The sequence below is a fragment of the Saccharopolyspora montiporae genome (genome assembly GCF_015209505.1).
GTDB classification, from domain to species: Bacteria; Actinomycetota; Actinomycetes; order Mycobacteriales; family Pseudonocardiaceae; genus Saccharopolyspora; species Saccharopolyspora montiporae.
Genome location: NZ_JADEYC010000014.1, coordinates 66,876 through 90,075 on the forward strand (window position 1 = coordinate 66,876; position 23,200 = coordinate 90,075).

The window sequence follows — 23,200 nt, forward strand, 5'->3', positions numbered from 1 at the left end:
GGCATGGACGTGCTCAGCAGCAGGTTGATCCTGCACCCGCGGGACCGGGAACGCGCTGTCGGCTTCTACCGCGACGTGCTGGGGCTGGCGGTCTCCCGCGAATTCCCCGGCGGCACGGTGTTCTTCGCGGGACAGGGCTTCCTGGAGGTCTCCGGGTCGGCCCAGGACGGTCCCAGTCCGGACCAGGTGCTGTGGCTGCAGGTCCGTGATCTGCGCGGGGAGTTCGAGCGGCTGCGCGAGCGCGGTGTGCCGGTGCTTGCCGAGCCCGAACGCAAGCCTTGGGGGCTGGACGAGGGCTGGATCGCCGATCCGGACGGCATGCGCATCGTGCTGGTCGAGATCCCGGCCGACCACCCGATCCGCGTGGACCAGCGCGAGCCCTGAGCGCCGGCACCGGAGTTGGCCGCCGGATGTTCGGCCTGTCGTGGGACGATGGGTTCCACGTCCCGCACCAGTCGAGATCCGCGAGGAACACCCCGTGAGCAGTTTCGCCGAGACCACCTTCACGTCCCCGGAGCGCATCCGGAACTTCTGCATCATCGCGCACATCGACCACGGCAAGTCGACGCTGGCCGACCGGATGCTGCAGCTCACCGGCGTGTTGGAGGAGCGCGCGTACCGGGCCCAGTACCTCGACCGGATGGACATCGAGCGGGAGCGGGGCATCACGATCAAGGCGCAGAACGTGCGCATGCCCTGGGCAGCGGACGGTGTCGATCACGTGCTGCACATGATCGACACCCCTGGCCACGTCGACTTCAGCTACGAGGTCAGCCGCTCGCTGGCCGCGTGCGAGGGCGCGATCCTGCTGGTCGACGCCGCGCAGGGCATCGAGGCGCAGACGCTGGCCAACCTGTACCTGGCCATGGAGCACGAGCTGCAGATCGTGCCGGTGCTCAACAAGATCGACCTGCCCGCGGCGGAACCGGAGAAGTACGCGGAAGAACTGGCGCACATCATCGGCTGCGAACCCGAGGACGTGCTGCAGGTTTCGGCGAAGACGGGCCAGGGCGTGGAGGCGGTGCTCGACGCGGTGGTCCAGCAGGTCCCCGGCCCCGAGGGCACGGCCGACTCGCCCGCGCGAGCGATGATCTTCGATTCGATCTACGACACCTACCGCGGTGTGGTCACCTACATCAGGGTCGTGGACGGCAAGATCACCCCGCGCGAGCGGATCCGGATGATGTCCACCGGCGCCACGCACGAGCTGCTCGAAGTGGGCATCATCTCCCCGGAGCCCAAGCCCACCGCCGGTCTGGGCGTGGGCGAGGTCGGCTACCTGATCACCGGTGTGAAGGACGTCCGCCAGTCCAAGGTCGGTGACACCGTCACCGCCGAGAAGAAGGGCGCCGCCGAGCCGCTCCCGGGCTACCGGGAGCCCAAACCGATGGTCTACTCCGGGCTGTACCCGATGGACGGCAGCGATTACCCGCTGCTGCGCGACGCGCTGGACAAGCTGCTGCTCAACGACGCGGCGCTGACCTACGAGCCGGAGACGTCCGGGGCGCTGGGCTTCGGGTTCCGCTGCGGCTTCCTGGGCCTGCTGCACCTGGAGATCACCCGCGCCCGGCTGGAGCGCGAGTACGGGCTGAACCTCATCTCCACCGCGCCCAACGTCGTCTACCAGGTGTTCCTGGAGGACGGCACCGAGGTCGAGGTCACCAACCCCTCGGACTGGCCGGAGGGCAAGATCGGCGAGGTACACGAGCCGGTGGCCAAGTGCACGGTGATCGTGCCGTCCGAATTCGTCGGTACGGTCATGGACCTGTGCCAGAGCCGCCGCGGCGAGATGTCCGGGATGGACTACCTGTCGGAGAGTCGCGTCGAACTGCGCTACACGCTGCCGCTGGGCGAGATCGTCTTCGACTTCTTCGACCAGCTCAAGTCGCGCACCCGCGGTTACGCCTCGATGGACTACGAGGAGTCCGGGACACAGGCCTCGAACCTGGTGAAGGTGGACATCCTGCTGCAGGGCGAGGCGGTGGACGCGTTCAGCGCGATCGTGCACCGCGACGGGGCGTACGGCTACGGCACCAAGATGGCCACCAAGCTGCGCGAACTGATCCCGCGCCAGCAGTTCGAGGTGCCGATCCAGGCGGCGATCGGGTCCCGCATCATCGCCCGCGAGACGATCCGCGCCATCCGCAAGGACGTGCTGTCCAAGTGCTACGGCGGCGACATCAGCCGCAAGCGCAAGCTGCTGGAGAAGCAGAAGGAAGGCAAGAAGCGGATGAAGACCATCGGCCGCGTCGAGGTCCCGCAGGAGGCGTTCGTCGCTGCGCTGTCCACCGACGAGGGCAGCCAGGAGGACAAGCCCAAGGGCAAGAAGTGAGCCGGGCACCGGGCGCGCCGCCGCGGACCGCCCGGTGCCGTGCTCAGTCCTGGTGGGCTTCCACGAAGGTGTAGACGTCGGCCTCGTCGACGCCGGGGAAGGTGTCGGCGGGCAGCGCGGCCAGCACGTGCGAGTGCGCCCGCGCGGACGGCCACACCATGCCTTCCCACCGGTTGGCGAGTTCGGCCGGCGGGCGCTGGCAGCACTCGCCGTTCGGGCAGCCCGACTTGGCGTGGTTGGTGGTGTCCCGGCCCCGGAACCAGCGGGATTCCGCGTAGGGCACGCCGAGCGTGATGGCGAAGTCCCGCCCGCGGCTGGGGTCGACGTGCGCGACGCACCAGTGGGTGGCGCCGGGCTTGTCGGTGTACTGGTAGTGCGTCGAGTAGCGGTCCGGCGCGCCGAACACCTGCCTGCCCGCCCAGTAGCGGCACATCCGCTGGCCCTCGATGGCGCCGGTGGGGTCGGTGGGGAAGACCAGGCCGTCGTTCTCGTACGCCTTGTGGATGATGCCGGTCTCGTCGTTGCGCACGAAGTGGCACACCAGGTCCAGGTAGCGGGTGGCCAGGTTGGTGAACCGGTGCGCGGCCATCTCGTAGGACACCGAGAACACGTCGCGCAGGTCCTCCACGGCCAGGTCGCGTTCCTGCTTGGCCTCCTGCAGGAACGGCACCGCCGCGCGTTCGGGCACCAGCACCGCCGCGGCGAAGTAGTTGGCCTCGACGCGTTGGCGCAGGAAGTCGGCGAAGTCCCGGGGTTGGCGGTGGCCCAGGGTCAGGTGCCCGAGCGTCTGCAGCAGGACCGCCCGCGGCGTGTGCATGCCCAGCGATTCGCGGCGCAGGAAGATGCGGTTGTTCTTCAGGTCGGTCACCGAGCGCACCGAGCGCGGTAGGTCGGTGACGAACCGCAGGCCGTAGCCCAGGTGGCCGGCGATCGACTGGATGACCCCTTCGGACAGCGCACCGCCCTGGTAGCCGACGTGCCCGAGGATGTCGGAGGCGGCCTTCTCGATCTCCGCGAAGTAGTTGCCGTGTTCGCGCATCATGGCGCGGAGCTCGGCGTTGGCCTTGCGGGCCTCTTCCGGGGTGGCGACCTGCTTGGTCTCCCGGCGCTTGAGCTCCTCGTAGAGCCCGAGCACGTGCTCCAGCGCTTCGGTGGGCACCCGCTTGCCGACCTTGAGCGGTGCCAGTCCGAGCTGCTGGTAGAGCGGGTCGAGCTGGGCCTTCTCCACCGCGATCTCCAGCTCGGCCCGGCGGTTCGGGGGCTTCTTGGACAGCAGTTCGTCCACCGAGCTGCCCAGCGCGTCGGCCAGCGACCGCAGCAGGGACAACTTCGGCTCCCGGTGACCGTTCTCCAGCAGGGACAGCTGCGACGGTGCCCTGCCCACCCGTTCGCCCAGCTCCACCAGGGTGAGCCCGGCGGCCCGGCGCAAGTGGCGCAGCCGCTGACCGAAGACCAGAAGGTCGTGTTCCGTAGAAAAATTGCGGTCTTCTTCGCTGACCAACTCCGTCATGGCGTTGATGCTAGCAGAAAAACTCGGAAAATTACCACGGAATTCCTGTCGTCTTTTGCTGGTGCAGCGCCAAGACTGGGTTCCAGCAGGCCGCCACGCGATCCCGAAAGGTGAACACGATGAGCATCCGCGAGCAGGCGAAGAAGGCCGCCGAGGAACTCCAGCGCGACTGGGACACCAACCCCCGCTGGAAGGGCGTCGAGCGCACGCACTCCGCCGAGGACGTCGTGCGGCTGCGCGGTTCGGTCCAGGAGGAGAACACGCTGGCCCGCCAGGGCGCCGAGAAGCTGTGGAAGCTGCTCAACGAGAGCGACTACATCAACTCGCTGGGCGCGCTGACCGGTAACCAGGCCGTGCAGCAGGTCCGCGCCGGGCTCAAGGCCATTTACCTGTCCGGCTGGCAGGTTGCCGCCGACGCCAACCTGGCCGGCGAGACCTACCCGGACCAGAGCCTGTACCCGGCCAACTCGGTGCCGTCGGTCGTGCGCCGGATCAACAACGCCCTCAAGCGTGCCGACCAGATCACCTGGTCCGAGGCGCTGGACCCGGAGACCGAGGAGACCTCGACCGAGCCGGTCGACTGGCTGGCTCCGATCGTCGCCGACGCCGAGGCCGGCTTCGGTGGCGTGCTCAACGCCTACGAGCTCATGCGCGGCATGATCAACGCCGGTGCCGCCGGTGTGCACTGGGAGGACCAGCTGGCCTCCGAGAAGAAGTGCGGCCACCTCGGTGGCAAGGTGCTGATCCCCACCAGCCAGCACGTCAAGACGCTCAACGCCGCCCGGCTGGCCGCGGACGTCGCCGGGGTGCCCTCGCTGGTCGTGGCCCGCACCGACGCGCAGGCCGCAACCCTGCTGACCAGCGACGTCGACGAGCGCGACCAGCAGTACCTGACCGGTGAGCGCACCGCGGAGGGCTTCTTCAAGGTGCGCAACGGCATCGAGCCCTGCATCACCCGCGCCCTGGCCTACGCCCCGCACGCCGACCTCATCTGGATGGAGACCTCCACCCCGGACCTGGAGGTGGCGCGCAAGTTCGCCGAGGCGGTCAAGGCCCAGTACCCGGACCAGATGCTGGCCTACAACTGCTCGCCGTCGTTCAACTGGCGCAAGAACCTGGACGACGCCACCATCGCCAAGTTCCAGCGCGAGCTCGGCCACATGGGCTACAAGTTCCAGTTCATCACGCTGGCCGGCTTCCACGCGCTGAACTACAGCATGTTCGACCTGGCCAAGGGCTACGCCAACGACGGCATGGTCTCCTACGTCGACCTGCAGGACCGCGAGTTCGCCGCCGAGGCCGACGGCTACACGGCGACCCGCCACCAGCGCGAGGCCGGCACGGGCTACTTCGACCTGATCAGCACCGCGGTGAGCCCGGACTCTTCCACCACCGCGCTGAGCGGCTCCACCGAGTCCGCCCAGTTCTGATCCGGTCGGCCGGCCCCGCGCAGGCTGCCGCCGACAACTGAAGACCGTGACCGGTCCGCACCGGTCACCCGAGACGCACCAGCGGCCCTGTGGCGGGGTGTCGGAAGATCGCGATGGTGCGGATGGGCGGGAACCCAGGCGTCGGGTTCCCGCCCATTTCTCGTGTTCGCCCCCTCGACCGGGTGGTCAGGACCCCCGAATCAGGTGAGCGGCTGTATCTGTGCGGGCCGTTCGCCCCTCTTTCCCACAGGACGAGGCAGTGGCGAAGGAGGACGCATGGCGGTGCGGCGATCGGAACGGCGGAGGCGCGGAGCGGGGGCGGCCGCCGCGCGGGGCCTGCGGTCCGCGGGGATTCTCCTGGCAGGTGGTGCGCTGGGGCTCGGCAGCGTCGTCGGCGGCGCACCGCTGCGGTTCGCGGGCCCGCGCCCGCAGATGTGGCGTTGGCGATGTAGCGGTGTGCGCGGGGCGGTTCCGGCAGTACCGTCGCGACATGATCCTGGAACGAGACGTTCCGGTGCTGGCCGCGCCGATGGCCGGGGGCATCTCCACGCCGGAGCTCGTGGCCGCGGTGGGGTCCGCCGGTGGATTCGGGTTCTTGGCCGCCGGCTACGCGACCAAATCCGCTGTGGCCGAGCAGGTGTTGGAGACGCGCAAGCACACCGAGGACTTCGGCGTGAACCTGTTCGTGCCCGGTCCGCGGTCCGGCGCGGATCTCGGTCCGTACCGGGAGCGGATCGCCGCGCAGGCCGCGCGGTTCGGTGCCCGTGCGGGCGAACCGGTGTGGAACGACGACGAGTACGCGGCCAAGGTGGACCTGGTGGTCGCCGAGCGCGTCCCGGTGGTCTCGTTCACCTTCGGCTGCCCCGACGAGTCCACTGTGGATCGGTTGCACGACGTGGACACCGAGGTGGTCGTCACGGTGACCACGCCGGAGGAGGCCCAGCAGGCGGCCCGCGCCGGTGCGGACATGCTCTGCGTGCAGGGCGCCGAAGCAGGCGGGCACCGCGGTTGCTTCACCGACGACGCGGTCTCCGCGGGTGGTGGTCCGCTGTACGGGTTGCTGCCGGCGTTGCGGGCGGTGCGTGCCGAGGTGGACCTGCCGCTGATCGCCGCGGGAGGTTTGGTGCGCGGCGAGGACGTGGCCGGAGTGCTGTCGGCGGGCGCGGTGGCCGCGCAGCTGGGCACCGCGTTCCTCGTCTGCGACGAAGCGGGTACCGGGCCGGCCCAGCGCGCCGAGATCGCGGCAGGGGAGCGGGAAACCGTGCTCACCCGGTCGTTCACCGGTCGTCCGGCGCGGGGATTGCGCAACCGGTTCATCGACGAGAACGAGGCGTTCGCCCCGGCCGCCTATCCCGAGATCAACCAACTGACCAAACCGCTGCGCGCTGCGGCGAGCGCAGAGGGGGATCCCGAGGCGCTGTCCCTGTGGGCCGGACAGGCTTACCGGCAGGCGCGCGCCATGCCCGCCGCGGATCTCGTGCGCCGCCTTCGCGATGAGGCGCGCGATGCCATGGCCCAAGCGCGGACGCGGTTGTGAACCCACCGGACCACGTGGCGGGAACCCGGGGCGCTGCGGGCACCGTCGCTTCGGTGAACGTGGCGCAGGTGCGCACCGGCGGGTGGACCGGCCGGGTCGGGCGCACCGGGATCGACAAGCGCCCGGTGTCGTCGCCGGTGGTCTTCGGCCCGACCGGGGTCGGCGGGGACGCCGTCTGCGACACCCGGCACCACGGCGCCTGGTACCAGGCGGCGTACGCGTTCGACCTCGATGAGCTGGAGCACTGGTCCCAGCGGCTGGACACGCGCTTGGTGCCGGGCAACGCGGGGGAGAACCTCACGTTGCACGGGTTCGACAGCAGCTCGGCCGTGCTGGGTCAGCGGTTGCGCATCGGCGGTGCGGTGCTGCGGGTCACCGGCCCGCGCACGCCCTGCTCGGTGTTCGCCGGGTTCTGGGACGAGCCGCGGCTGGTCCGCAGCTTCACCGAGCGCGGCCGGACCGGCGCCTATTTCGCCGTCGAGGAAGCAGGCGAGGTCGCGGCCGGCGACGTGGTCCAGGTGCTGAGCACCCCGGAGCACGGCGTGCGGGTGCACGAGGTGTTCGCGGTGAACATGCACGGGCGGGCCGACCTCGCCGAGCACGTGCGCGGCGGGCTCGGTTCCCTCCCGGAGGCGTGGCGGGACCAGACGACCCGCTCGCTGCGTCGGTACGGGATCGCGGTGACCTGACCGGCAGCGGCGCGGAACAGCCTCCGGGTACCGGGTGCGGCCTGGACGATCGGTTATCGCGGCGGGTCGTCCGCGGGGGTGCGGCGGCACTCGATGATCGCGTAGCCGTTGTCCAGCGGCGTGACGTCCTCGACGGTGAGCCAGGCGCGTTCGGCGAGGTGCTGCATGCCGTCGAGGCCACGCATCCTGCCGCCGACGTAGACCATCATCCGCAGGTCGAGCTCGGTGAACGTCTGCATCAGCTCGGAATCGGCCAGGAACTCCACGATGAGCACCCGGCCGTGCGCCCCGGCGGCGGGTGCGCAGTTGCGCAGGATCTGCACCGCGTCCGCATCGTCCCAGTCGCCGAGCACGTCGCAGAGCACGACCGCGTCCGCGGTGATGGTCAGCGGTTCGAAGAAGTTCGCCACGACCACATCGGTGCGCTCGGCGACCCCCTGCTCGGCGAAGTACTCGGTGGCGTGCTGCGCGGGACCGCGCAGGTCCAGCAGCACACCCGACGTGCCCGGGTTGGCCTTGAGGATCTCGGCCAGGAGCACCCCTTTGCCGCCGCCCACGTCGGCGATCCGGACGTACGCCGACCAGGGGTGCGCGATCGCGACAGCGGGGGCGATGCCCTGTGCCTTGGTCTCCATCAGCGAGTCGAAGGAATCGGACAGTTGCGGACTGCTGCCCAGGTCTTCCCAGAACGACCGGCCGAACGCGGCCGGGTAGGCGCGGTGGTGCCCGCGCACCTGCTCGACGAGTTCCACGAAGGCCAGGTCCGCTCGGCCCACCGCGCCGTCCAGGTCCAGCCACGGCTGCAACCCGCCCGGTGCGTCACGGCGCAGCGCGTCCGAGCCCTCGTTCGGGCCGAACACATCGCGCTCGGGTTCGGTGAAGATGCCCCGCTGGACCAGGAACCGCAGCACCCGGGCGAGCGCATCGGCCTCGGCGCCGCACCGCCCGGCGATATCGGCCGCCGCGACCGGGCCGTCGCGCACCACGTCGGCCACGCCGAGGGTCGCGACCGTGCGGATGGTCAGCGGGGTGGCCAGGTCCGCCATCGCCCAGATGTCCGGTGGCTCGTCGGCCATGTCGAGCAGGGTACGGGCGCCCGCGCGCGGACGCGGGGCGGCGCGCGTCGCGCACCGGTGCACGGGTGGGGCGCGGCGGTACGGTGGCGGCGACCGGGGGAGGGCGCGGATGACCGATGCCGCAGAGCTGGACCGCCAGGACTTGGCCGATGGTGTCGACCAGCAGGTGGTGGCGGCCGTGGTCGATGTGTGCGGGCGGGTGCTGCTGCTGCGCCGCCCGCCGGACGACGCCCGGGGCGGGGAGTGGGAGTTCCCCGGCGGGAAGGTCGATCCCGGCGAGGACCTGATGACCGCGCTGCGCCGCGAAGTGTTGGAGGAGACCGGGCAGACGATCAGCGCGGTCGGCGGCTACCTGGGTTCGTTCGACTACATGACCGCCGCGGGCAGGCACAACCGGCAGCACACCTGGTCGGTCACCGTCGTCGCGGACGCGCCGGTGGTGCTCACCGAGCACGACGCGCACAGCTGGGTCGCGGACAGCACCGCCCGCCCGCTCGGTCCGGAACTGCAGGTCCAGCTCGAACAGCACTACAAGCAGCGCTGATATGTGAGCGACATCACCCTGTTGTAGGCTGCCGGTGCGAGGCAAAGATTGGAACACCGAACATTTGGGGTCCGATTAATTCCGGCGCTGCGGCGGGAAGGTGCGGTGCGTGATGACCAACGAGCTGGAGCACTTCATCGCGGGCGAGCGGGTCGCCGGCCGATCCGGGAACTCCGGTGATGTGTTCGACCCGAACACCGGTGCGGTGCAGGCTCGCGTTCCGCTGGCGTCCGCGGCCGAGGTCGCCGCGGCGGTCGACGACGCCGCTGCCGCGCAACCGGACTGGGCTGCGCGCAACCCGCAGCAGCGCGCCCGGGTGCTGATGCGCTTCGTGCAGCTCATCGAACGCGAGATGGACGACCTGGCCCGGCTGCTGTCGGCCGAGCACGGCAAGACGATCCCCGACGCCAAGGGCGACATCCAACGCGGTCTGGAGGTCGTCGAGTTCGCCACCGGCATCCCGCACCTGCTCAAGGGCGAGTACAGCGACAGCGTCGGTACCGGCATCGACACCTACTCGCTGCGCCAGCCGCTGGGCGTGATCGCCGGGATCACCCCGTTCAACTTCCCCGCCATGATCCCGCTGTGGCAGCTGGCCCCGGCGATCGCGTGCGGCAACTCGTTCGTGCTCAAGCCGTCCGAACGCGACCCCTCGGTGCCGCTGCGCCTGGCCGAGCTGCTCATCGAAGCCGGCTTGCCGCCCGGCGTGTGCAACGTCGTCAACGGCGACCGGGTCGCGGTGGACGCACTGCTGACCGACGACCGGGTGCAGGCGGTGGGTTTCGTCGGATCTTCGGACATCGCCGAGCACATCTACTCCACGGCCGCCGCGCACGGCAAGCGCGCGCAGTGCTTCGGCGGCGCCAAGAACCACCTCATCGTGATGCCCGACGCCGACCTGGACCAGGCTGCCGATGCGCTCATCGGCGCCGGTTACGGCTCGGCCGGGGAGCGCTGCATGGCCGTGTCGGTAGCGGTCCCGGTGGGCGAGACCACCGCCGACGCGCTCATCGAGAAGCTCGCCGAACGCGCGGGAAAGCTCAAGGTGGGCACCAGTTCCGATCCGGACGCCGACTTCGGCCCGCTGATCACCGCGCAGGCCCGGGACCGGGTGCGCGAGCTGATCGGTTCCGGGGTGCGGGAAGGCGCCGACCTCGTGGTGGACGGCCGCGACTTCGCGCTGCCCGGCAACGAGGACGGGTTCTTCCTCGGCGCCACGCTGTTCGACCGGGTCAGCACCGACATGCGCATCTACCGCGAGGAGATCTTCGGGCCGGTGCTGGCGGTGGTCCGCGCCGCCGATTACGCGGAGGCCGTGCGCCTGCCCAGTGAGAACGAGTTCGGCAACGGGGTCGCCATCTTCACCCGGGACGGCGACACCGCCCGCGAGTTCGTGTCCCGCGTGGACACCGGCATGGTCGGCGTGAACGTGCCGATCCCGGTGCCCATCGCGTACCACACCTTCGGCGGCTGGAAGCGGTCCGGATTCGGCGACCTCAACCAGCACGGCCCGGACTCGATCCGGTTCTGCACCAAGACGAAGACCGTCACCTCCCGCTGGCCGTCCGGGGTCAAGGAAGGCGCCAGCTTCACCATCCCGACGATGCGCTGACCGCCGAAGGGAGGCAGCCGTGTCCCTCGCAGCCCCGGCCGAACCGGCCTCGCCGTTCGACCTCACCGATGACCAGCGTGCGATCCAGGCCGCCGCGCGGGAGTTCGCCGGCGAGCAGCTCGCCCCGCACGCGCTCGACTGGGACCGGGACGAGCACTTCCCGGTCGACGTGGTGCGCGCCGCCGCCGCGGTGGGCATGGGCGGGGTGTACATCGACGAGCAGCACGGCGGCAGCGGACTGGGCAGGTTCGAGGCCGCACTCGTCTTCGAGGAGCTGGCGGCCGGGGATCCGGCCGTGGCCGCCTACATCTCGATCCACAACATGTGCGCCGGGATGGTCGACCGGTTCGGCACCGAGGCGCAGCGCGCCCGCTGGCTGCCCGAGCTGTGCAGCATGCAGCGGCTGGCCAGCTACTGCCTCACCGAACCCGGCGCCGGGTCCGATGCCGCCGCGCTGACCACCCGGGCCGTCCGGGACGGGGACGACTACCTGCTCACCGGGGTCAAGCAGTTCATCTCCGGCAGCGGCGCCGCCGACCTGTACGTGGTCATGGCCCGCACCGGCGAGGACGGTCCCGCCGGCATCTCCGCGTTCCTCGTCGAAGGCGGGGCCGACGGGCTGTCCTTCGGGCCTGCCGAACGCAAGATGGGCTGGCACGCCCAGCCCACCCGGCAGGTCGTTCTCGACGGGGTCCGAGTACCGGGCGACCGGCTGCTCGGCGAGGAGGGCAGCGGGTTCCGGATCGCGATGGCCGGTCTGGACGGCGGTCGGATCAACATCGGCGCCTGCTCGCTCGGCGGGGCGCGTGCCGCGCTGGACCAGAGCCTCGGCTACGTCAAGGAGCGCAGCGCCTTCGGCTCGGCCATCGCCGAATTCCAGGCCATCCGGTTCAAACTCGCCGACATGGCCACCGAACTCGAAGCGGCCCGGCTGCTGCTGTGGCGGGCCGCCGCGGCGCTGGACGTGCGGGATCCGCAGGCCACGCGGCTGTGCGCGATGGCCAAGCGGCTGGCCACCGACACGGGGTTCCGGGTCGCCGACGAAGCCCTTCAGATCCACGGCGGATACGGATACCTTGCCGAGTACGGCTTGGAGAAGATCGTCCGCGACCTGCGGGTGCATCAAATCCTCGAAGGAACCAACGAGATCATGCGCCTGATCATCTCCCGGGGTCTACTCGACGCCCGGTAGGCCGCCGGTGATCGGGGCGCGGAACACAGGAGTCACAGGCATGGCAGAGCCCGAGATCACGCTCCGCGAACAGGGAGCGCTCGGCCGCATCACGCTCAACCGCCCGAAGGCGATCAACTCGCTGACGCTGGACATGGTCCGCGACATGCACGCCGCGCTGCGCGCATGGCGCGCGGACGACCGGATCCGCGCGGTGCTCATCGACGGTGCGGGAGAACGCGGGCTGTGCGCGGGCGGGGACGTGCGCTCGCTGCACGATGCGGTCAAGGCCGGTGACGAGGCCGCCGCGGAGACCTTCTGGGCCGAGGAGTACCAGCTCAACGCCGCGCTCGGGGCCTACCCGAAGCCGGTGATCGGGCTGATGGACGGCATCTGCATGGGCGGTGGGGTCGGCGTCAGCGCGCACGGCTCGCACCGCGTGGTCACCGAGCGCTCCAAGGTCGGCATGCCCGAGGTGGGCATCGGATTCGTGCCCGATGTCGGCGGCACCTTCCTGCTGGCCCGCGCACCCGGCGAGCTCGGCACGCACCTCGCGCTGACCGGCGCCCCGGTGACCGGGGCCGACGCCGTGCTGTGCGGGCTGGCCGACCAGCACGTGCCGAGCGCCTCGCTGCCCGAGCTCATCGACGCGCTCGGCTCCGAGCAGCTCGCCACCGACGGGGTGGACGCGGTGCTGGCCAAGTTCGCCGAACCCGTGCCGGACGCGCCGCTGGCCGTGCAGCGCGGGTGGATCGACGCCGCCTACGCCGCTGCGGACGTCCCCGGGATCCTGCAGCGGCTGCGCGACCGTCCCGAACCGGAGGCGCAGGCGGCCGCGGACACCATCGCGCAGAAGTCCCCGACGTCGCTCAAGGTCGCGCTGCGCGCGGTGCGCACCGCGCCGGACACGCTGCCGGCGGCGCTGCAGCAGGAGTACCGAGTGGCCACGGCGTGCGTGCGCATCGGCGACTTCGTGGAAGGCGTGCGGGCCACGCTGGTGGACAAGGATCATGCCCCGAGGTGGGACCCGGCCACCCTCGACGAGGTCGACGAGCAGCGCGTCGAGCAGTTCTTCCGGCCCCTCCTCGGGGAACCGGACATCACCGGCTGAGCGGGGTCCGGCCCGGCCGTCCGACGGAGGAAGGGAAACGACAATGGCTGTCATCGGATTCATCGGGCTCGGCCACATGGGCGGGCCCATGGCGCGGAACCTGGTCGAGGCCGGGCACGAGGTGCGCGGGTTCGACCTGGCGCCGGGAGCGCTGGAGGCGGCTGCGGCGGCCGGCGTGCGCACGGTGCCCTCGGTCGCCGAGGCCGTCGGCGGTGCCGAGGCGGTGCTGACCATGCTGCCCAGCGGCGAACACGTGCTCGACTGCTACCCGGACGTGTTCGCCGCCGCGGCTCCCGGCACCCTGCTCGTCGACTCGTCCACCGTCGACGTCGCGCACGCGCGCAAGGCGCACGAGCTGGCCGGTGACGCCGGGTTCGGCATGCTCGACGCGCCGGTCTCCGGCGGTACCGCCGGAGCCGAGGCCGGGACGCTGACCTTCATGGTCGGTGGGGCCGAGCAGGACTACCTCCGGGCGACCGGCCTGCTGGAACCGATGGCGCGCAAGACGATCCACTGCGGCGGCCCGGGCAACGGTCAGGTCACCAAGATGTGCAACAACCTCGTGCTCGGCGCGTCCATGATCGCGGTGAGCGAGGCGTTCGTGCTCGGCGAGCGGCTCGGCCTCTCGCACGAGGCGCTCTACGACGTGGCATCGGTGTCCACCGGGCAGTGCTGGGCGCTGACCACCAACTGCCCGGTGCCCGGTCTGGTGGAGACCAGCCGCGCCGAACACGACTACGAACCGGGGTTCGCGGCCGCGCTCATGCTCAAGGACCTGAAGCTGGCCGCCTCGGCGGCCGAGCACAGCGGCACGGACACCGCGGTCGGCCACCTCGCCACCGAGCTGTACCAGCGGTTCAACGACGAGGGCGGCGGACACCTCGATTTCGGCGCGATCATCGAGTCGGTGCGGGGGCGTTCCGGGCAGGTTTGACCGGCCACCCCGCCGGGGGATGGCGAAGCCCGGGGTGGCGTGAGAGCGCGCGGAGCCGGGCGTACTCTGGCGCCTTGTGTTGGAGTGGCTGGTCGCGTGGTGGGACGGTGTCGAGCTTTGGCTCGTGCAACTCCCCTATCCGCTACAGGTGACCCTGGTGTTGGCGGTGTTGCTGCCGCTGGCCTGGGGGCTGGCCCGGCTGATCGACCGGGGCGTCGATCGGCTCGGCGCGAAGCTGACCCGGGTCAGCGACGCCGAACCGCCGGTGGGTCGGCGCGACGCCGACCGGGGCCGGGAGGAACCGGCGTGAGCTCGCGCAGGCGCATCTCGGTTGCGTTGGTGGGGTTGATCGCCCTGGTCGTCGTCGGGTGGTTCGTGCGCGAACACTCCGGGGACACCGCTACCGGGACGCTGCCGCAGGTCCCGGGCGTGGCCGAACACGTCTCCTCAGTACGGGCGCCGGATGACGGCGTCCGGGCGGGCGAACCGCCGGCCGAACGCGGTGACAACCGCCACGAACACTTCGCCCCGGGGCTCCGATCAGCGGATGGTGGGCTTCACCGGCTGGTCACCGGGGAATCATCCGAGGTTTACTACACCAGCGATCAAGACGAATCATCTGTGGTTGTCGACGCCGCGAGTTGAGTGCGATGTTTGCGACGAAATGGGCCAGCAAGGTGCGGAAGGAGCCGATGGTGAGCGAGGTCGAGCGGACGTCCGCTGACATCACCGCGGGCCAGGCCGCACGGGAAGCCGAACAGCGCGGGGCCAGCGTGCACGTGCTGGACGGTGCCGAACTGACGAACAAGCGTACGACGCTGGACGGTATCGCTGCCGTGCTCGACTTCCCCGAGTGGACGGGCCGGAACCTGGATGCCCTCTACGACTGCCTGACGGACCTGTCCTGGCTGCCGGAAGGCGAGCACGTGCTGGTCTGGTCCGGGGCGCAGACCCTGGCCGAGCACGATCCGAAGGCGTTCCAGCGCATCAAGGCCGTGCTGCAGGACGCCGAACGGAACAGCATGTGCGGGCGGGCCTTCACCGCGGTCGTACCCGCGGGCTGAACCGCCGCAACGACGAGGGCGCCCAGCTCCGAGCAGGAGAGGGCGCCCTTTCGCGTGCGCTCAGGCCTTCGGCGCGGCCCCGGGCACCCAGGCGGGCTTGCGCTTCTCGGCGAAGGCCCGCATGCCCTCCTGGCCCTCCGCACCGGCGAAGTGCTCGGCGGAGAGCTCCAGCATGTGTTCGAACGCCGGGCCCATCCCGTCCGGCCGCGGGCTGGTGAGCATCTCCTTGGTGGCCGCCAGCGCGTTCGGCCCGCCCATGGCCAGCATGTCCGTGTACCGGGCTACTTCGGTGCTCAGCACGTCGGCGGGCACCGCCGAGTTGATCAGGCCGATCTCCGCGGCCCGGCGCGCGTCGAAGGTCTCGCCGGTCAGGAACAGCTCGTGCGCCGGGCGGGACTGCAGCCGGGGCAGCACCGTCACCGAGATGACCGCGGGCACCACGCCGATGCGCACCTCGGAGAAGGCGAACGTCGCCGAATCCACCGCCACCGCGATGTCGCAGGCCGCGGCGATCCCGACCCCGCCTGCCCGCGCGGGACCGCCCAGCTGGGCCACCACCGGCTTCGGGCAGGTCCAGATCTGCTCCAGGATCGCCGGGAACTCCTGGACGCCCTGCTCCTCGGAGTCCGCCGAGCGGGATTCCTTGAGGTCCATGCCCGAGCAGAACACCGGGCCGGTGTGCGCCAGGACGATCACGCGGACCGCGTCGTCGGCGATCGAGGTGCTGAGGTGCTCGGGCAGTTCGCGGCGCAGCTGGGTGGACAGCGCGTTGCGGTTGTGCGGCGAATCCAGCGTGATCGTCGCGACGCCGTCGGCCACGGTCAGGTGTACGAGTTCGTCCATGGTCGGCACGTTATCGCCTGCCCGGCCGCGCAGGGGGTCCGGTGAGCGACATCGCACTCCGCCGGATCACGTGGCCGGGTAGCGGTCCGCCCAGTCCGGCGGGCGTGGGCCGAACTCCAGCACCGCGTCCTGCGCGAGGGATTCGATCACCTCGTGCAGCTCCAGCTCCGCGGTCCACTGTTCGGCGATGCGCGGCGCCCCCAGCCAGGCGCCGGACAGACCGCCCGCAACGGCGCCGGTGGTACCGCTGTTGCCCGAGTGGTTCACCGCCAGCCGCACCGCGGTGTCGAAGTCGCCGTCGGCCGCCAGCGCCGCGTACAGGCCGATGGCCAGCGCGTCCACCGCGGTCCATCCGCTGCCCAGCGCTCGCTCCAGGGCGGGCGGATCCACCGGTCCCGTGCCGGCCAACCGGACGGCCGCATCGATCCGCCGGGAGACCTCCTGGTGCTCGGCGTGCCCGGACAGCTCGTCGAGCACCGCCTGGACCGCAGCGGGCAGCGGATCCCCGTGCATCGTGCGGGACACCAGCAGCGCGAGCGCCCCCGCGCTGTACCAGGCCGAGCGGTGGCCGTGCGTGAGCGCCGCGGTGCGCATGCCGAGCCGGAACACCTCGCCGGGCTCAGCGCTCCACAGCGCGGCGGGTACCGAGCGCACGACTGCGCTGCTGCCGCGGGAATCGGACACCGGGTGCTCCGGATCACCCATCGGCTGCTGGCCCTTGGCGAAGGCGATGAGCGTGCGCATCATCGTGCGGCCGGGGTTCCGGGTCTGGAACAGGGCCCGCTGCTGCACCAGCCAGCCGTCCGGGTGCGGCGTGCCGGTGTGGAACTCGCCGGCCGCGCGCGGCCAGCTCAGGTGCTGGGTGTGTAGCCAGCGCTGGTAGGCGTGCTGGACGTGCCGCGCCGGATCCTGCAGCCCGGTGGTGCGGCGGGCGACGTTGGCGCGGATCGTGCCCTCCAGCGAGAACAGCAGCAGCTGGCTGTCGCTGCCCAACCGCCCCGAGGGGTGCCCGGCCCGGACGTAGGAGCGCAGGCCGTCGTCGCCGTGCCGCGCGTGGATCTCGTCCCAGTTCTCCGCCGACACCGGCATGCCCAGCGCCTCGCCGACCGCGCAGCCCAGCACCGCTCCGAGGAAGCGTTCCCGCGCCGAGGCCAGCCGGGGCACCGCACCAAGCCCGGTGCGGTAGTCGGGGGCGGCCGCGGCCGTCGGTTCGGCGGTCTCGGTCAGCGGGTAGCGGCGCTCCCAGTCCGGCGATTCATCCGGTTCCGGGCCGAATTCGGTGACCGCGTCGGTGGCCAGCCGTTCGACGGTGCTGCGCACCGGCAACCGGTCCAGCCAGGACCGCGGGATCCCGGCGGCGCCGTGCCGCGCACCCAGCAGCTGCCCGCACACCAGCGCCGCAGACGCCGTGTCCCCGCCGTGGTCGGCGGCCGCGCGCACGGCGGCGGCGAAGTCATCCGGGCTGCTGGCCGCCGCACGCACCGCCACGGTCAGCGCGTCCAGCCCGCTGCGACCCGGCCGGGCGGCGTCGAATTCCGCGCGGGCCGGTCGGCTCCCGGCCGGGCTGAGCCGACCGTGGCGCAGGGCGCGCTCCAGCGGTGCGCGGCCCGCCTGCCAGCCGGTGATGGCGTGCCGCACCGCGGTGTCCAGGTCGTGCCCGCGCAGCAGGTGCAGCACCGCGACCGCCAGCGCCCCGGCCGGGTTGTGCCCGTCCGGGTGGCCGTGCGTGATCGCGGCCAGATCCCCGCCGAGCGCGAACACCGTTCCGGGATCGGCCGACCACAGCGCGGCCAGCGGTCCCAGGCCGACCGCCGCGGCGGATCCGGTCCGGTTGATCGGCTGCCTGCGGGTGCCGGGCGGCTGCCCGCCGCCGATGCGCGCCATCGCGGTCAGCAGCGCCGGATCGTCGCTGCTGCGCGAGCGCAGGTCCTGCTGCGCGACGAGCCAACCGTTCGGCCGCTGCCCGTCCGCGCCGCAGTCGGCCCAGGCGACCCCGCGGGTGTGCAGCCAGCGGCGCAGCCCGCCGACCGCACCGGACACCGGGTCGCCCTCGCCGGTGGAGCGGGCCGCGGTGTGCGCCCGGACGAGTCCTTCCAGGACGAACAGGGCCGCGGTGCTGCGCTGGCCGAGTTGCCCGCCCAACGCGTGCGATTCGGCGGCCGCGCCGCCGAGCAGCATCCCCAGCAGGCGTGCCGGTGCGCGGGCCGGGACGCCGTCCCGGTCGGCCAGCCCGGTCGCCGGTACCGGCGCGGACGGATCGGCCAGCAGCAGGTGCCGCAGGTCGTCCGCCCACAGCGGACGTCGGGATGGCTGCTCCTGCCAGCCCCGCCAGGTGGCCAGCAGCTGCTGCTCGACCGGATCGCCGGTGCCGCGGCGGGTGCGCCGCCAGGCGTTCAGCAGTGCGCGTTCCGTCTCGTCCAGCCGAAGTTCGTCCACAGTGGCCTTATCCCAGGTAGCGCTGCGCCCACTCGGGTGCGGATTCGTGCGGTGCGATCTCGCTGCCGATCCGGCCCGCATCGGCGACCAGGCCCTCCAGCAGCGGGCCCAGTTCGAGGCACTCGGCCCAGTCCTGCGGGATCGCTCCGGTGCCGCGCGCGGTGCCCAGCAGCGCCCCGCACAGCGCGGCCGTGGCGGCCGAGTTGCCGCTGTGCGTGGCGGCCAGGACCACCGCGTCCCGGAACGAGTTCGGGTGCGACAGCGCTGCGGCGACCGCGATCCCCAGCGCCTGCGGGGCCCGCCAGCCGTCGCCGAGCTCCTCCAGGTCCTCCGGGGCGGCCGGACCGCCCGCACCGGCCTCCAGCGCGGCGCGCAAGCACCGGGCCGTGGTTCCGGCGCCCTCCAACTGGTCCAGCTCGGCCAACACCGCGTGCACCGCCTCGACCAGCGTGCGGCCGTCGTGCAGCGCGGCGACCATCCCGGCGACGGCGCCCGCGGGCAGGTAGCCGTCCGGATGGCCGTGCGTGAGCACGCCCAGCTCGACGCCGGCCTCCAGCGCCGTGGCCGTGCTGTCCGCGTGCAGGCCGACCACCGCGCTGCGCACCGCCGCCTCCGGGGAATCCGCCGCGTTCGGCGGGTCGGCCGGAGTGGGTGCGGCGCCGCCCTGCCACCGGGCGGTCGCGGAAACCGTTGCACTGTCCGGGAAGCGCTGCACCTGCAGTACCTGCTCGGCGGCGAGTTCACCCGCGGGCAGCACCGGCTGCAGCGGTGCGCCCTGGGTCAGCAGCCAGTGCTGCAGGGTCGCCTGCACCAGGCCCTGCCGGTGCACCGGGATCCCGCGCGCCGCCGACCGGGCCTGCGCGCGCAGCAGCCCGTCCAGCACGAACACCGATTGCTGCGCGGCGGCGGTCGCCGCACCGCGCCGGCCGAGCAGCTCGTCGGGCTCGGTCAGGCCGTCCGGGTGCTGCTGCCGGATCTCGGCCAGGCCGGTGAACACCCAGGGCGCCCCCAGCGCATCCCCGGCCGCGGTGCCCAGCGCGCAGCCCGCGAGGCGCTCCTGCGAGCTCAGCTGCACCTGCTGCTCGGCCGCGAGCTCGGCCGGCTCCTCGGCCGGCTCGACGGCCTCGCCCACCAGCTGCGCGGCCCGCTCCGCGCCGAACGCCTCCACGAGCAGGTTGCGCAGCCCGTGGGTCAGCTCGGGGCTGCCCTCCTCGTTGTCCCGGAAGCGCCGCCACGCGGTGAGCAGCTGCAGCTCCTCATCGGACAGCCCTTCGTCCTGCGCCGCATCGGGTGCGGCTGACGGTGGCTCGCTCTCGGGTGCGGGATGCGGTTCGACGCCGTCCTCCTCGATCGGGGAGCCGTCCGCGGCCGCGGGCTGGGGCTCATCGGGAACGTCCGCGGGTGCGGGAGGTTCCGGGTCGCCGACGGGGTAGCGCTCCAGCCACTCGGCGTCGTCCGGCGGTTCGGGCCCGAACTCGCGGACCGCGTCCAGCGCGAGCTGCTCGATCACCTCGTGCAGCTCCAGTCCGGCGCGCCAGTCGGCCGGGATGGCGGCCGAGGTGTGCGCGGCACCCATGATGTTGCCGCAGATCGCCGCCGAGGAGTCGCTGTCCCCGGAGTGGTTCGCGGCCAGCAGCACCGCGTCGGCGAACGACTCCGGGTGGGTCAGCGCCGCGCACACCGCGATCGCCAGCGCCTGCTCGCCGTACCCGCCGACGCCGAGCCGCTCCTGGATCTGCTCCGGGGTCGGCGTCCCCGCCGTGGCCAGGTCGATCGCCTGGCGCAGCGCGGTGCTGGTCTCCTCGTGACCGTCCCATTCGGACAGTTCGGTCAGCGCCCGATCCACGGCTTCCGGCAGCGACCGGTCCGCCAGCAGCTGGTGCACCAGGACGGCCAGCGCGCCGGCGGGCAGGTAGCCGCTCGGGTGGCCGTGCGTGAGCACCGCGGTCAGCGCTCCGACCTGGAACACCTCCGCGCAGTCTCCGCTCCACAGCCCGGCCGGGGCCGCGCGCATCACCCCGCCGCACCCCTTCGACTCGTTGAGCCGGTTGCTGAACGAGGCGCGCGGGGTGCCCGCGGCGTAACCGTGCAGCGCCTGGATGCACGTGGTGCCCGGGGCGCGGCGGACGAACAGGCCCTTCTGCCGGATCAGCCAGCCGTCCGGTTGCGCCCCGGCCAGCGGCCCGCCCGAATCGCGCCAGTCGAAACCCTGGGTGTGCAGCCAGCGCTGGTACGCCTGCTGCACCTGGGCGCCGGGTTCGTTCTCCCCGTGCAGCCTGCGCCGGATGTTCGCACGGATCAGGCCGTCCAGGGTGAACAGCGTCATCTGCGTCTCGTCGCTGATCGACCCGGGGTGCGGGCCGGTCGGGCCGGTGACCCCGTCCGGGCCGTGCTCGGCGCGGATCTGTTCCAGCGAGGCGTCCTCGACCGGGTAGCCGAGCGCGTCGCCGACCGCGCCGCCGAGCAGCAGACCCAGCACCCTGCGCTGCACCGGATCGTCCGGATCGCGCAGCGCGGCGGCGTTCTCCTGTCCGACGAGTTCCGCGGCACCCGCGGCGTCCAGGTCGGCGGCGGCGGGCAGTTCCACCGACTCGGCACCCGCCAGCGGATCGCCGTCGGACTCCTCGGAACCCGTCTGCGGGGCGGTGAACTGCGTTCCGGTCGAGAAGTCCTGCGGGTCGGCGGCCCCGATGTCCTGCGGCGCCTGCGGGACGGCCGCGGCCACCGGTTGCGCGGCGTCGTCCTCGTCAACCGGATCGTCCGGTTCCACCAGCGGCAACGTGCTGGTGAAGTCCAGGCCCGCGGCGGCTCCCGCGACGGGATAGCGCGCGCGCCACCGCGCGGTGGCGGGCGGTTCCGGCCCGAACTCGCGCAACCCGTCGGCGGCGAGCTCGCGGAGCAGCGCGTGCTGCTTGAGGTCGCGCAACCACAGGCCGGGCACCGAGGACGCGCCGTGCTGCGCGCCGACCAGGTTGCCGCACAGCGCGCCGGTCGAGTCGCTGTTGCCGGAGTGGTTCACCGCGAGCATCACGGCGGGCGCGATGCCGTCGGTGCTCAGCGCCGCGCACACCGCCACGGCCAGCGCCTCGTGCCCGGACCAACCGCCGCCGAGCTCGTCCTTGAGCTGCTCTGGCGTCGGGCGGCCGCGCGATGCCAGGTCGACGGCCGCCTGCAGTGCCGCATCGGTCTCCTCGTGCCCGGCGAACGCGGTGAGCAGTTCGCGGGCGCGTTTGACCGCGTCGGGCAGCTCCTCGCCGCGCAGCAGCCGGTGCACCAGGAACGCGTGCACGCCCGCCGGGAGGTAGCCCGCGGGGTGCGCGCAGGTCAGCGCCGCGGTCGCCGCGGCCAGTTCGAAGACCTCGCGCGGGTCCTCGGACCACAGCGCCACCGGCGCGGCGCGCACCACCCCGCTGCAGTCCTGCGCCTCGTTGATCGGGCGGTCGAAGGTCCCGGGAACGCCCACCGAAGCGAACTCGCGCAACGCGCTGATGCACGCGGCGGAGGGTGAGCGCACCGCGAACAGCTCGGAGCGGCCGATCAGCCACCCGGTCGGTTCCGGTTCGTGCTCGGCGAACGGCCCGGCCACCCGCGACCACGCGTAGCCTTGGGTGTGCAGCCAGCGCTGGTAGGCCAGCTGGACCGCAGCGAGCGGGCCGCCGTGCCCGTCCCGTTCCGCGCCGTGCCCCCGGATCAGCCCTTCCAGCGTGAAGGCGGCCAGCTGCGTGTCGTCGGTGAACTCGCCCGGGTGCTCACCGGAGCGGTCGTACTCGGTCACGCCCGCGCTGCCGAACCGGCTGCGGATCTGGTCGACGGGGTAGAACTCCACCGGAGCGCCCAGCGCGTCGCCGACGGCCCCGGCCAGCACCGACCCCAGGAACCGCTGGCCGAAGTCGGTGTCCAGGACGTCGCCATCGGCGTCCTCGTCCGCGGGCGCATGCGGTTCCGCGGGGGTTTCGGCCGGTTCCGCGGGGGTTCCCGTCGGGTCCGCGGGGGCTTCCGCGGGTGCCTCGCCGCTGGCCGGGCGCGCATCGATGCTGACCGCGGGCGGGGCGAACGTCTTGGTGTCCCCGCCGGTTTCCGGTTCCGGGGCCGCGGGCGTGGGCTCCACCGCCACCGGGGCCTTGGGCGGTTCGACCCGGGGCTGCTGCGGGACCGCGGGCGCGGCGGCCGGTGCGGCGCCGAGGGCCTTCGGTGCCGCAGCCGCGGCGGCTCGGACCAGGTCCTCGCCGGGCAGGCGCACCTTGATCTGGCTGGTCGGGTTGACCTGGATGTCCACGCCCTGCAGGCCCAGCCCGGCGAGCTTGCGCCCGGTGAGCCGCTGCCAGCTGGACCAGTTGGGCGGCAGGAACGAGTCCGACGTGAATACCTGCAGCTGCCTGCGCCCGGATTCGTGCTCGCCGGTGATCAGGGCGCCGTTCGACGGCTGCGCGTGCAGGATCAGCTCAGCGTCGAGCATCGCGCCCAGCAGCGTGTGGCCCTGCGCGTAGCCGGTGGTGGTGAGCTGCAGCGCGCGTTCCACGTCGTTGGTGGGCGCGGGTAACCGCAGCGCCACCGGTGAGGGCCGGTAGTTCGGGTTGGGTGAGAAGTCGTCGGTGACGGCGCCCTTCTCGTCCACCCGGTAGCCGCCGATGAAGCCCCACGGCGGGACTTCGGCGTTCGGGTCGGTGAAGATGGGGTCGACCACGTACAGCCAGGAGTTGGGCTGCTTCGTGGCCTGTTCCCGCATCGCGGGGGTCACGACGGGTCTGCTCGACTGCTGCGTGTTCATCTCGCGCTGTCCCCGACTCCTCATCCGGCCTCGCATTGCTCGCCCCCCACCAGCGGTCCCAGGCAGTAGCGGGCTGGACGTCCGGCATGTGCCCGTCCAACGGGAACGGCCGGTTCCCAGCCCGCCGCTGATCTCACTGTCTC

General features: G+C 72.2%; 18 protein-coding genes. 13 read left to right on the forward strand and 5 right to left on the reverse strand.

Annotated features, from left to right (window positions below; translation table 11 throughout):
* The first annotated feature begins 3 nt into the window (after positions 1–3).
* Entirely contained in the window at positions 4–384 is a 381-nt protein-coding gene (locus IQ251_RS08745) for a VOC family protein (RefSeq protein WP_193927983.1), read from the forward strand.
* A 94-nt stretch (positions 385–478) separates the two neighbouring features.
* Positions 479–2,332, forward strand: coding sequence for a translation elongation factor 4 (gene lepA, locus IQ251_RS08750; RefSeq protein ID WP_370591284.1), 1,854 nt, complete (start codon positions 479–481; stop codon positions 2,330–2,332).
* Between the two features lie 43 nt (positions 2,333–2,375).
* On the opposite strand, the gene IQ251_RS08755 is transcribed toward lepA, so the two are convergent.
* Positions 2,376–3,842, reverse strand: coding sequence for a helix-turn-helix domain-containing protein (locus tag IQ251_RS08755; protein WP_193927985.1), 1,467 nt, complete (start codon positions 3,840–3,842; stop codon positions 2,376–2,378).
* A 119-nt stretch (positions 3,843–3,961) separates the two neighbouring features.
* Between IQ251_RS08755 and aceA the strand changes: the two genes are divergently transcribed.
* From aceA to IQ251_RS08770, 3 genes are all read left to right on the forward strand, one after another.
* Positions 3,962–5,272, forward strand: a complete 1,311-nt coding sequence (gene aceA / locus IQ251_RS08760; protein WP_193927986.1) for an isocitrate lyase — start codon at positions 3,962–3,964, stop codon at positions 5,270–5,272.
* 490 nt (positions 5,273–5,762) lie between these two features.
* Positions 5,763–6,809, forward strand: a complete 1,047-nt coding sequence (locus IQ251_RS08765; RefSeq protein WP_193927987.1) for an NAD(P)H-dependent flavin oxidoreductase — start codon at positions 5,763–5,765, stop codon at positions 6,807–6,809.
* A gap of 53 nt (positions 6,810–6,862) precedes the next feature.
* Positions 6,863–7,498 (forward strand): MOSC domain-containing protein, encoded by a 636-nt coding sequence (locus IQ251_RS08770; protein WP_370591285.1) that lies wholly within the window; start codon positions 6,863–6,865, stop codon positions 7,496–7,498.
* 53 nt (positions 7,499–7,551) lie between these two features.
* Here the strand turns inward: IQ251_RS08770 and IQ251_RS08775 are convergent, their stop codons facing one another.
* Positions 7,552–8,574: a methyltransferase gene (locus IQ251_RS08775; RefSeq protein ID WP_228046423.1), complete on the reverse strand. Its 1,023-nt coding sequence runs from the start codon at positions 8,572–8,574 to the stop codon at positions 7,552–7,554.
* Between the two features lie 109 nt (positions 8,575–8,683).
* Between IQ251_RS08775 and IQ251_RS08780 the strand changes: the two genes are divergently transcribed.
* The 8 genes from IQ251_RS08780 to IQ251_RS08815 all read left to right on the forward strand — a co-directional run bounded on the left by IQ251_RS08780 (position 8,684) and on the right by IQ251_RS08815 (position 15,010).
* Positions 8,684–9,118, forward strand: a complete 435-nt coding sequence (locus IQ251_RS08780) for an NUDIX domain-containing protein (RefSeq protein WP_193927988.1) — start codon at positions 8,684–8,686, stop codon at positions 9,116–9,118.
* A gap of 112 nt (positions 9,119–9,230) precedes the next feature.
* Complete coding sequence (locus IQ251_RS08785; protein WP_193927989.1) at positions 9,231–10,730, forward strand: CoA-acylating methylmalonate-semialdehyde dehydrogenase; 1,500 nt, start codon at positions 9,231–9,233, stop codon at positions 10,728–10,730.
* A gap of 19 nt (positions 10,731–10,749) precedes the next feature.
* A complete protein-coding gene (locus IQ251_RS08790) occupies positions 10,750–11,922 on the forward strand; it encodes an acyl-CoA dehydrogenase family protein (protein ID WP_193927990.1) in 1,173 nt (390 codons plus the stop codon).
* 40 nt (positions 11,923–11,962) lie between these two features.
* The gene (locus IQ251_RS08795) at positions 11,963–13,012 is read left to right on the forward strand and encodes an enoyl-CoA hydratase/isomerase family protein (protein WP_193927991.1); all 1,050 of its coding nucleotides are present in this window, start codon (positions 11,963–11,965) and stop codon (positions 13,010–13,012) included.
* 43 nt (positions 13,013–13,055) lie between these two features.
* The gene (gene mmsB / locus IQ251_RS08800) at positions 13,056–13,946 is read left to right on the forward strand and encodes a 3-hydroxyisobutyrate dehydrogenase (RefSeq protein WP_193927992.1); all 891 of its coding nucleotides are present in this window, start codon (positions 13,056–13,058) and stop codon (positions 13,944–13,946) included.
* Positions 13,947–14,022: 76 nt separating this feature from the next.
* Positions 14,023–14,256, forward strand: coding sequence for a hypothetical protein (locus tag IQ251_RS08805; protein WP_193927993.1), 234 nt, complete (start codon positions 14,023–14,025; stop codon positions 14,254–14,256).
* Positions 14,253–14,591: a ribonuclease N gene (locus IQ251_RS08810; RefSeq protein WP_193927994.1), complete on the forward strand. Its 339-nt coding sequence runs from the start codon at positions 14,253–14,255 to the stop codon at positions 14,589–14,591. The genes IQ251_RS08805 and IQ251_RS08810 overlap by 4 nt, the downstream gene beginning before the upstream one ends.
* A 47-nt stretch (positions 14,592–14,638) precedes the next feature.
* Positions 14,639–15,010, forward strand: a complete 372-nt coding sequence (locus tag IQ251_RS08815) for a barstar family protein (protein ID WP_228046424.1) — start codon at positions 14,639–14,641, stop codon at positions 15,008–15,010.
* Between the two features lie 60 nt (positions 15,011–15,070).
* Here the strand turns inward: IQ251_RS08815 and IQ251_RS08820 are convergent, their stop codons facing one another.
* From IQ251_RS08820 to IQ251_RS08830, 3 genes are all read right to left on the reverse strand, one after another.
* Entirely contained in the window at positions 15,071–15,853 is a 783-nt protein-coding gene (locus IQ251_RS08820) for an enoyl-CoA hydratase-related protein (protein WP_193927996.1), read from the reverse strand.
* 66 nt (positions 15,854–15,919) lie between these two features.
* Positions 15,920–18,289, reverse strand: a complete 2,370-nt coding sequence (locus IQ251_RS08825) for an ADP-ribosylglycohydrolase family protein (protein ID WP_370591286.1) — start codon at positions 18,287–18,289, stop codon at positions 15,920–15,922.
* 7 nt (positions 18,290–18,296) lie between these two features.
* On the reverse strand, positions 18,297–23,057 hold the full coding sequence (locus IQ251_RS08830; protein WP_193927998.1) for a type VII secretion system-associated protein: 4,761 nt from the start codon (positions 23,055–23,057) through the stop codon (positions 18,297–18,299).
* Positions 23,058–23,200: the final 143 nt, after the last annotated feature.

What these genes read in the sequence shown, in the direction of transcription:
- IQ251_RS08820 (WP_193927996.1), bottom strand. Translation starts at nt 15,853, where the DNA reads ATGGACGAACTCGTACACCTGACCGTGGCCGACGGCGTCGCGACGATC.
- aceA (WP_193927986.1), top strand. Translation starts at nt 3,962, where the DNA reads ATGAGCATCCGCGAGCAGGCGAAGAAGGCCGCCGAGGAACTCCAGCGC.
- IQ251_RS08815 (WP_228046424.1), top strand. Translation starts at nt 14,639, where the DNA reads ATGGTGAGCGAGGTCGAGCGGACGTCCGCTGACATCACCGCGGGCCAG.
- mmsB (WP_193927992.1), top strand. Translation starts at nt 13,056, where the DNA reads ATGGCTGTCATCGGATTCATCGGGCTCGGCCACATGGGCGGGCCCATG.
- IQ251_RS08745 (WP_193927983.1), top strand. Translation starts at nt 4, where the DNA reads ATGGACGTGCTCAGCAGCAGGTTGATCCTGCACCCGCGGGACCGGGAA.
- IQ251_RS08795 (WP_193927991.1), top strand. Translation starts at nt 11,963, where the DNA reads ATGGCAGAGCCCGAGATCACGCTCCGCGAACAGGGAGCGCTCGGCCGC.
- IQ251_RS08775 (WP_228046423.1), bottom strand. Translation starts at nt 8,574, where the DNA reads ATGGCCGACGAGCCACCGGACATCTGGGCGATGGCGGACCTGGCCACC.
- IQ251_RS08785 (WP_193927989.1), top strand. Translation starts at nt 9,231, where the DNA reads ATGACCAACGAGCTGGAGCACTTCATCGCGGGCGAGCGGGTCGCCGGC.
- IQ251_RS08755 (WP_193927985.1), bottom strand. Translation starts at nt 3,842, where the DNA reads ATGACGGAGTTGGTCAGCGAAGAAGACCGCAATTTTTCTACGGAACAC.
- IQ251_RS08780 (WP_193927988.1), top strand. Translation starts at nt 8,684, where the DNA reads ATGACCGATGCCGCAGAGCTGGACCGCCAGGACTTGGCCGATGGTGTC.
- IQ251_RS08765 (WP_193927987.1), top strand. Translation starts at nt 5,763, where the DNA reads ATGATCCTGGAACGAGACGTTCCGGTGCTGGCCGCGCCGATGGCCGGG.
- IQ251_RS08830 (WP_193927998.1), bottom strand. Translation starts at nt 23,057, where the DNA reads ATGAACACGCAGCAGTCGAGCAGACCCGTCGTGACCCCCGCGATGCGG.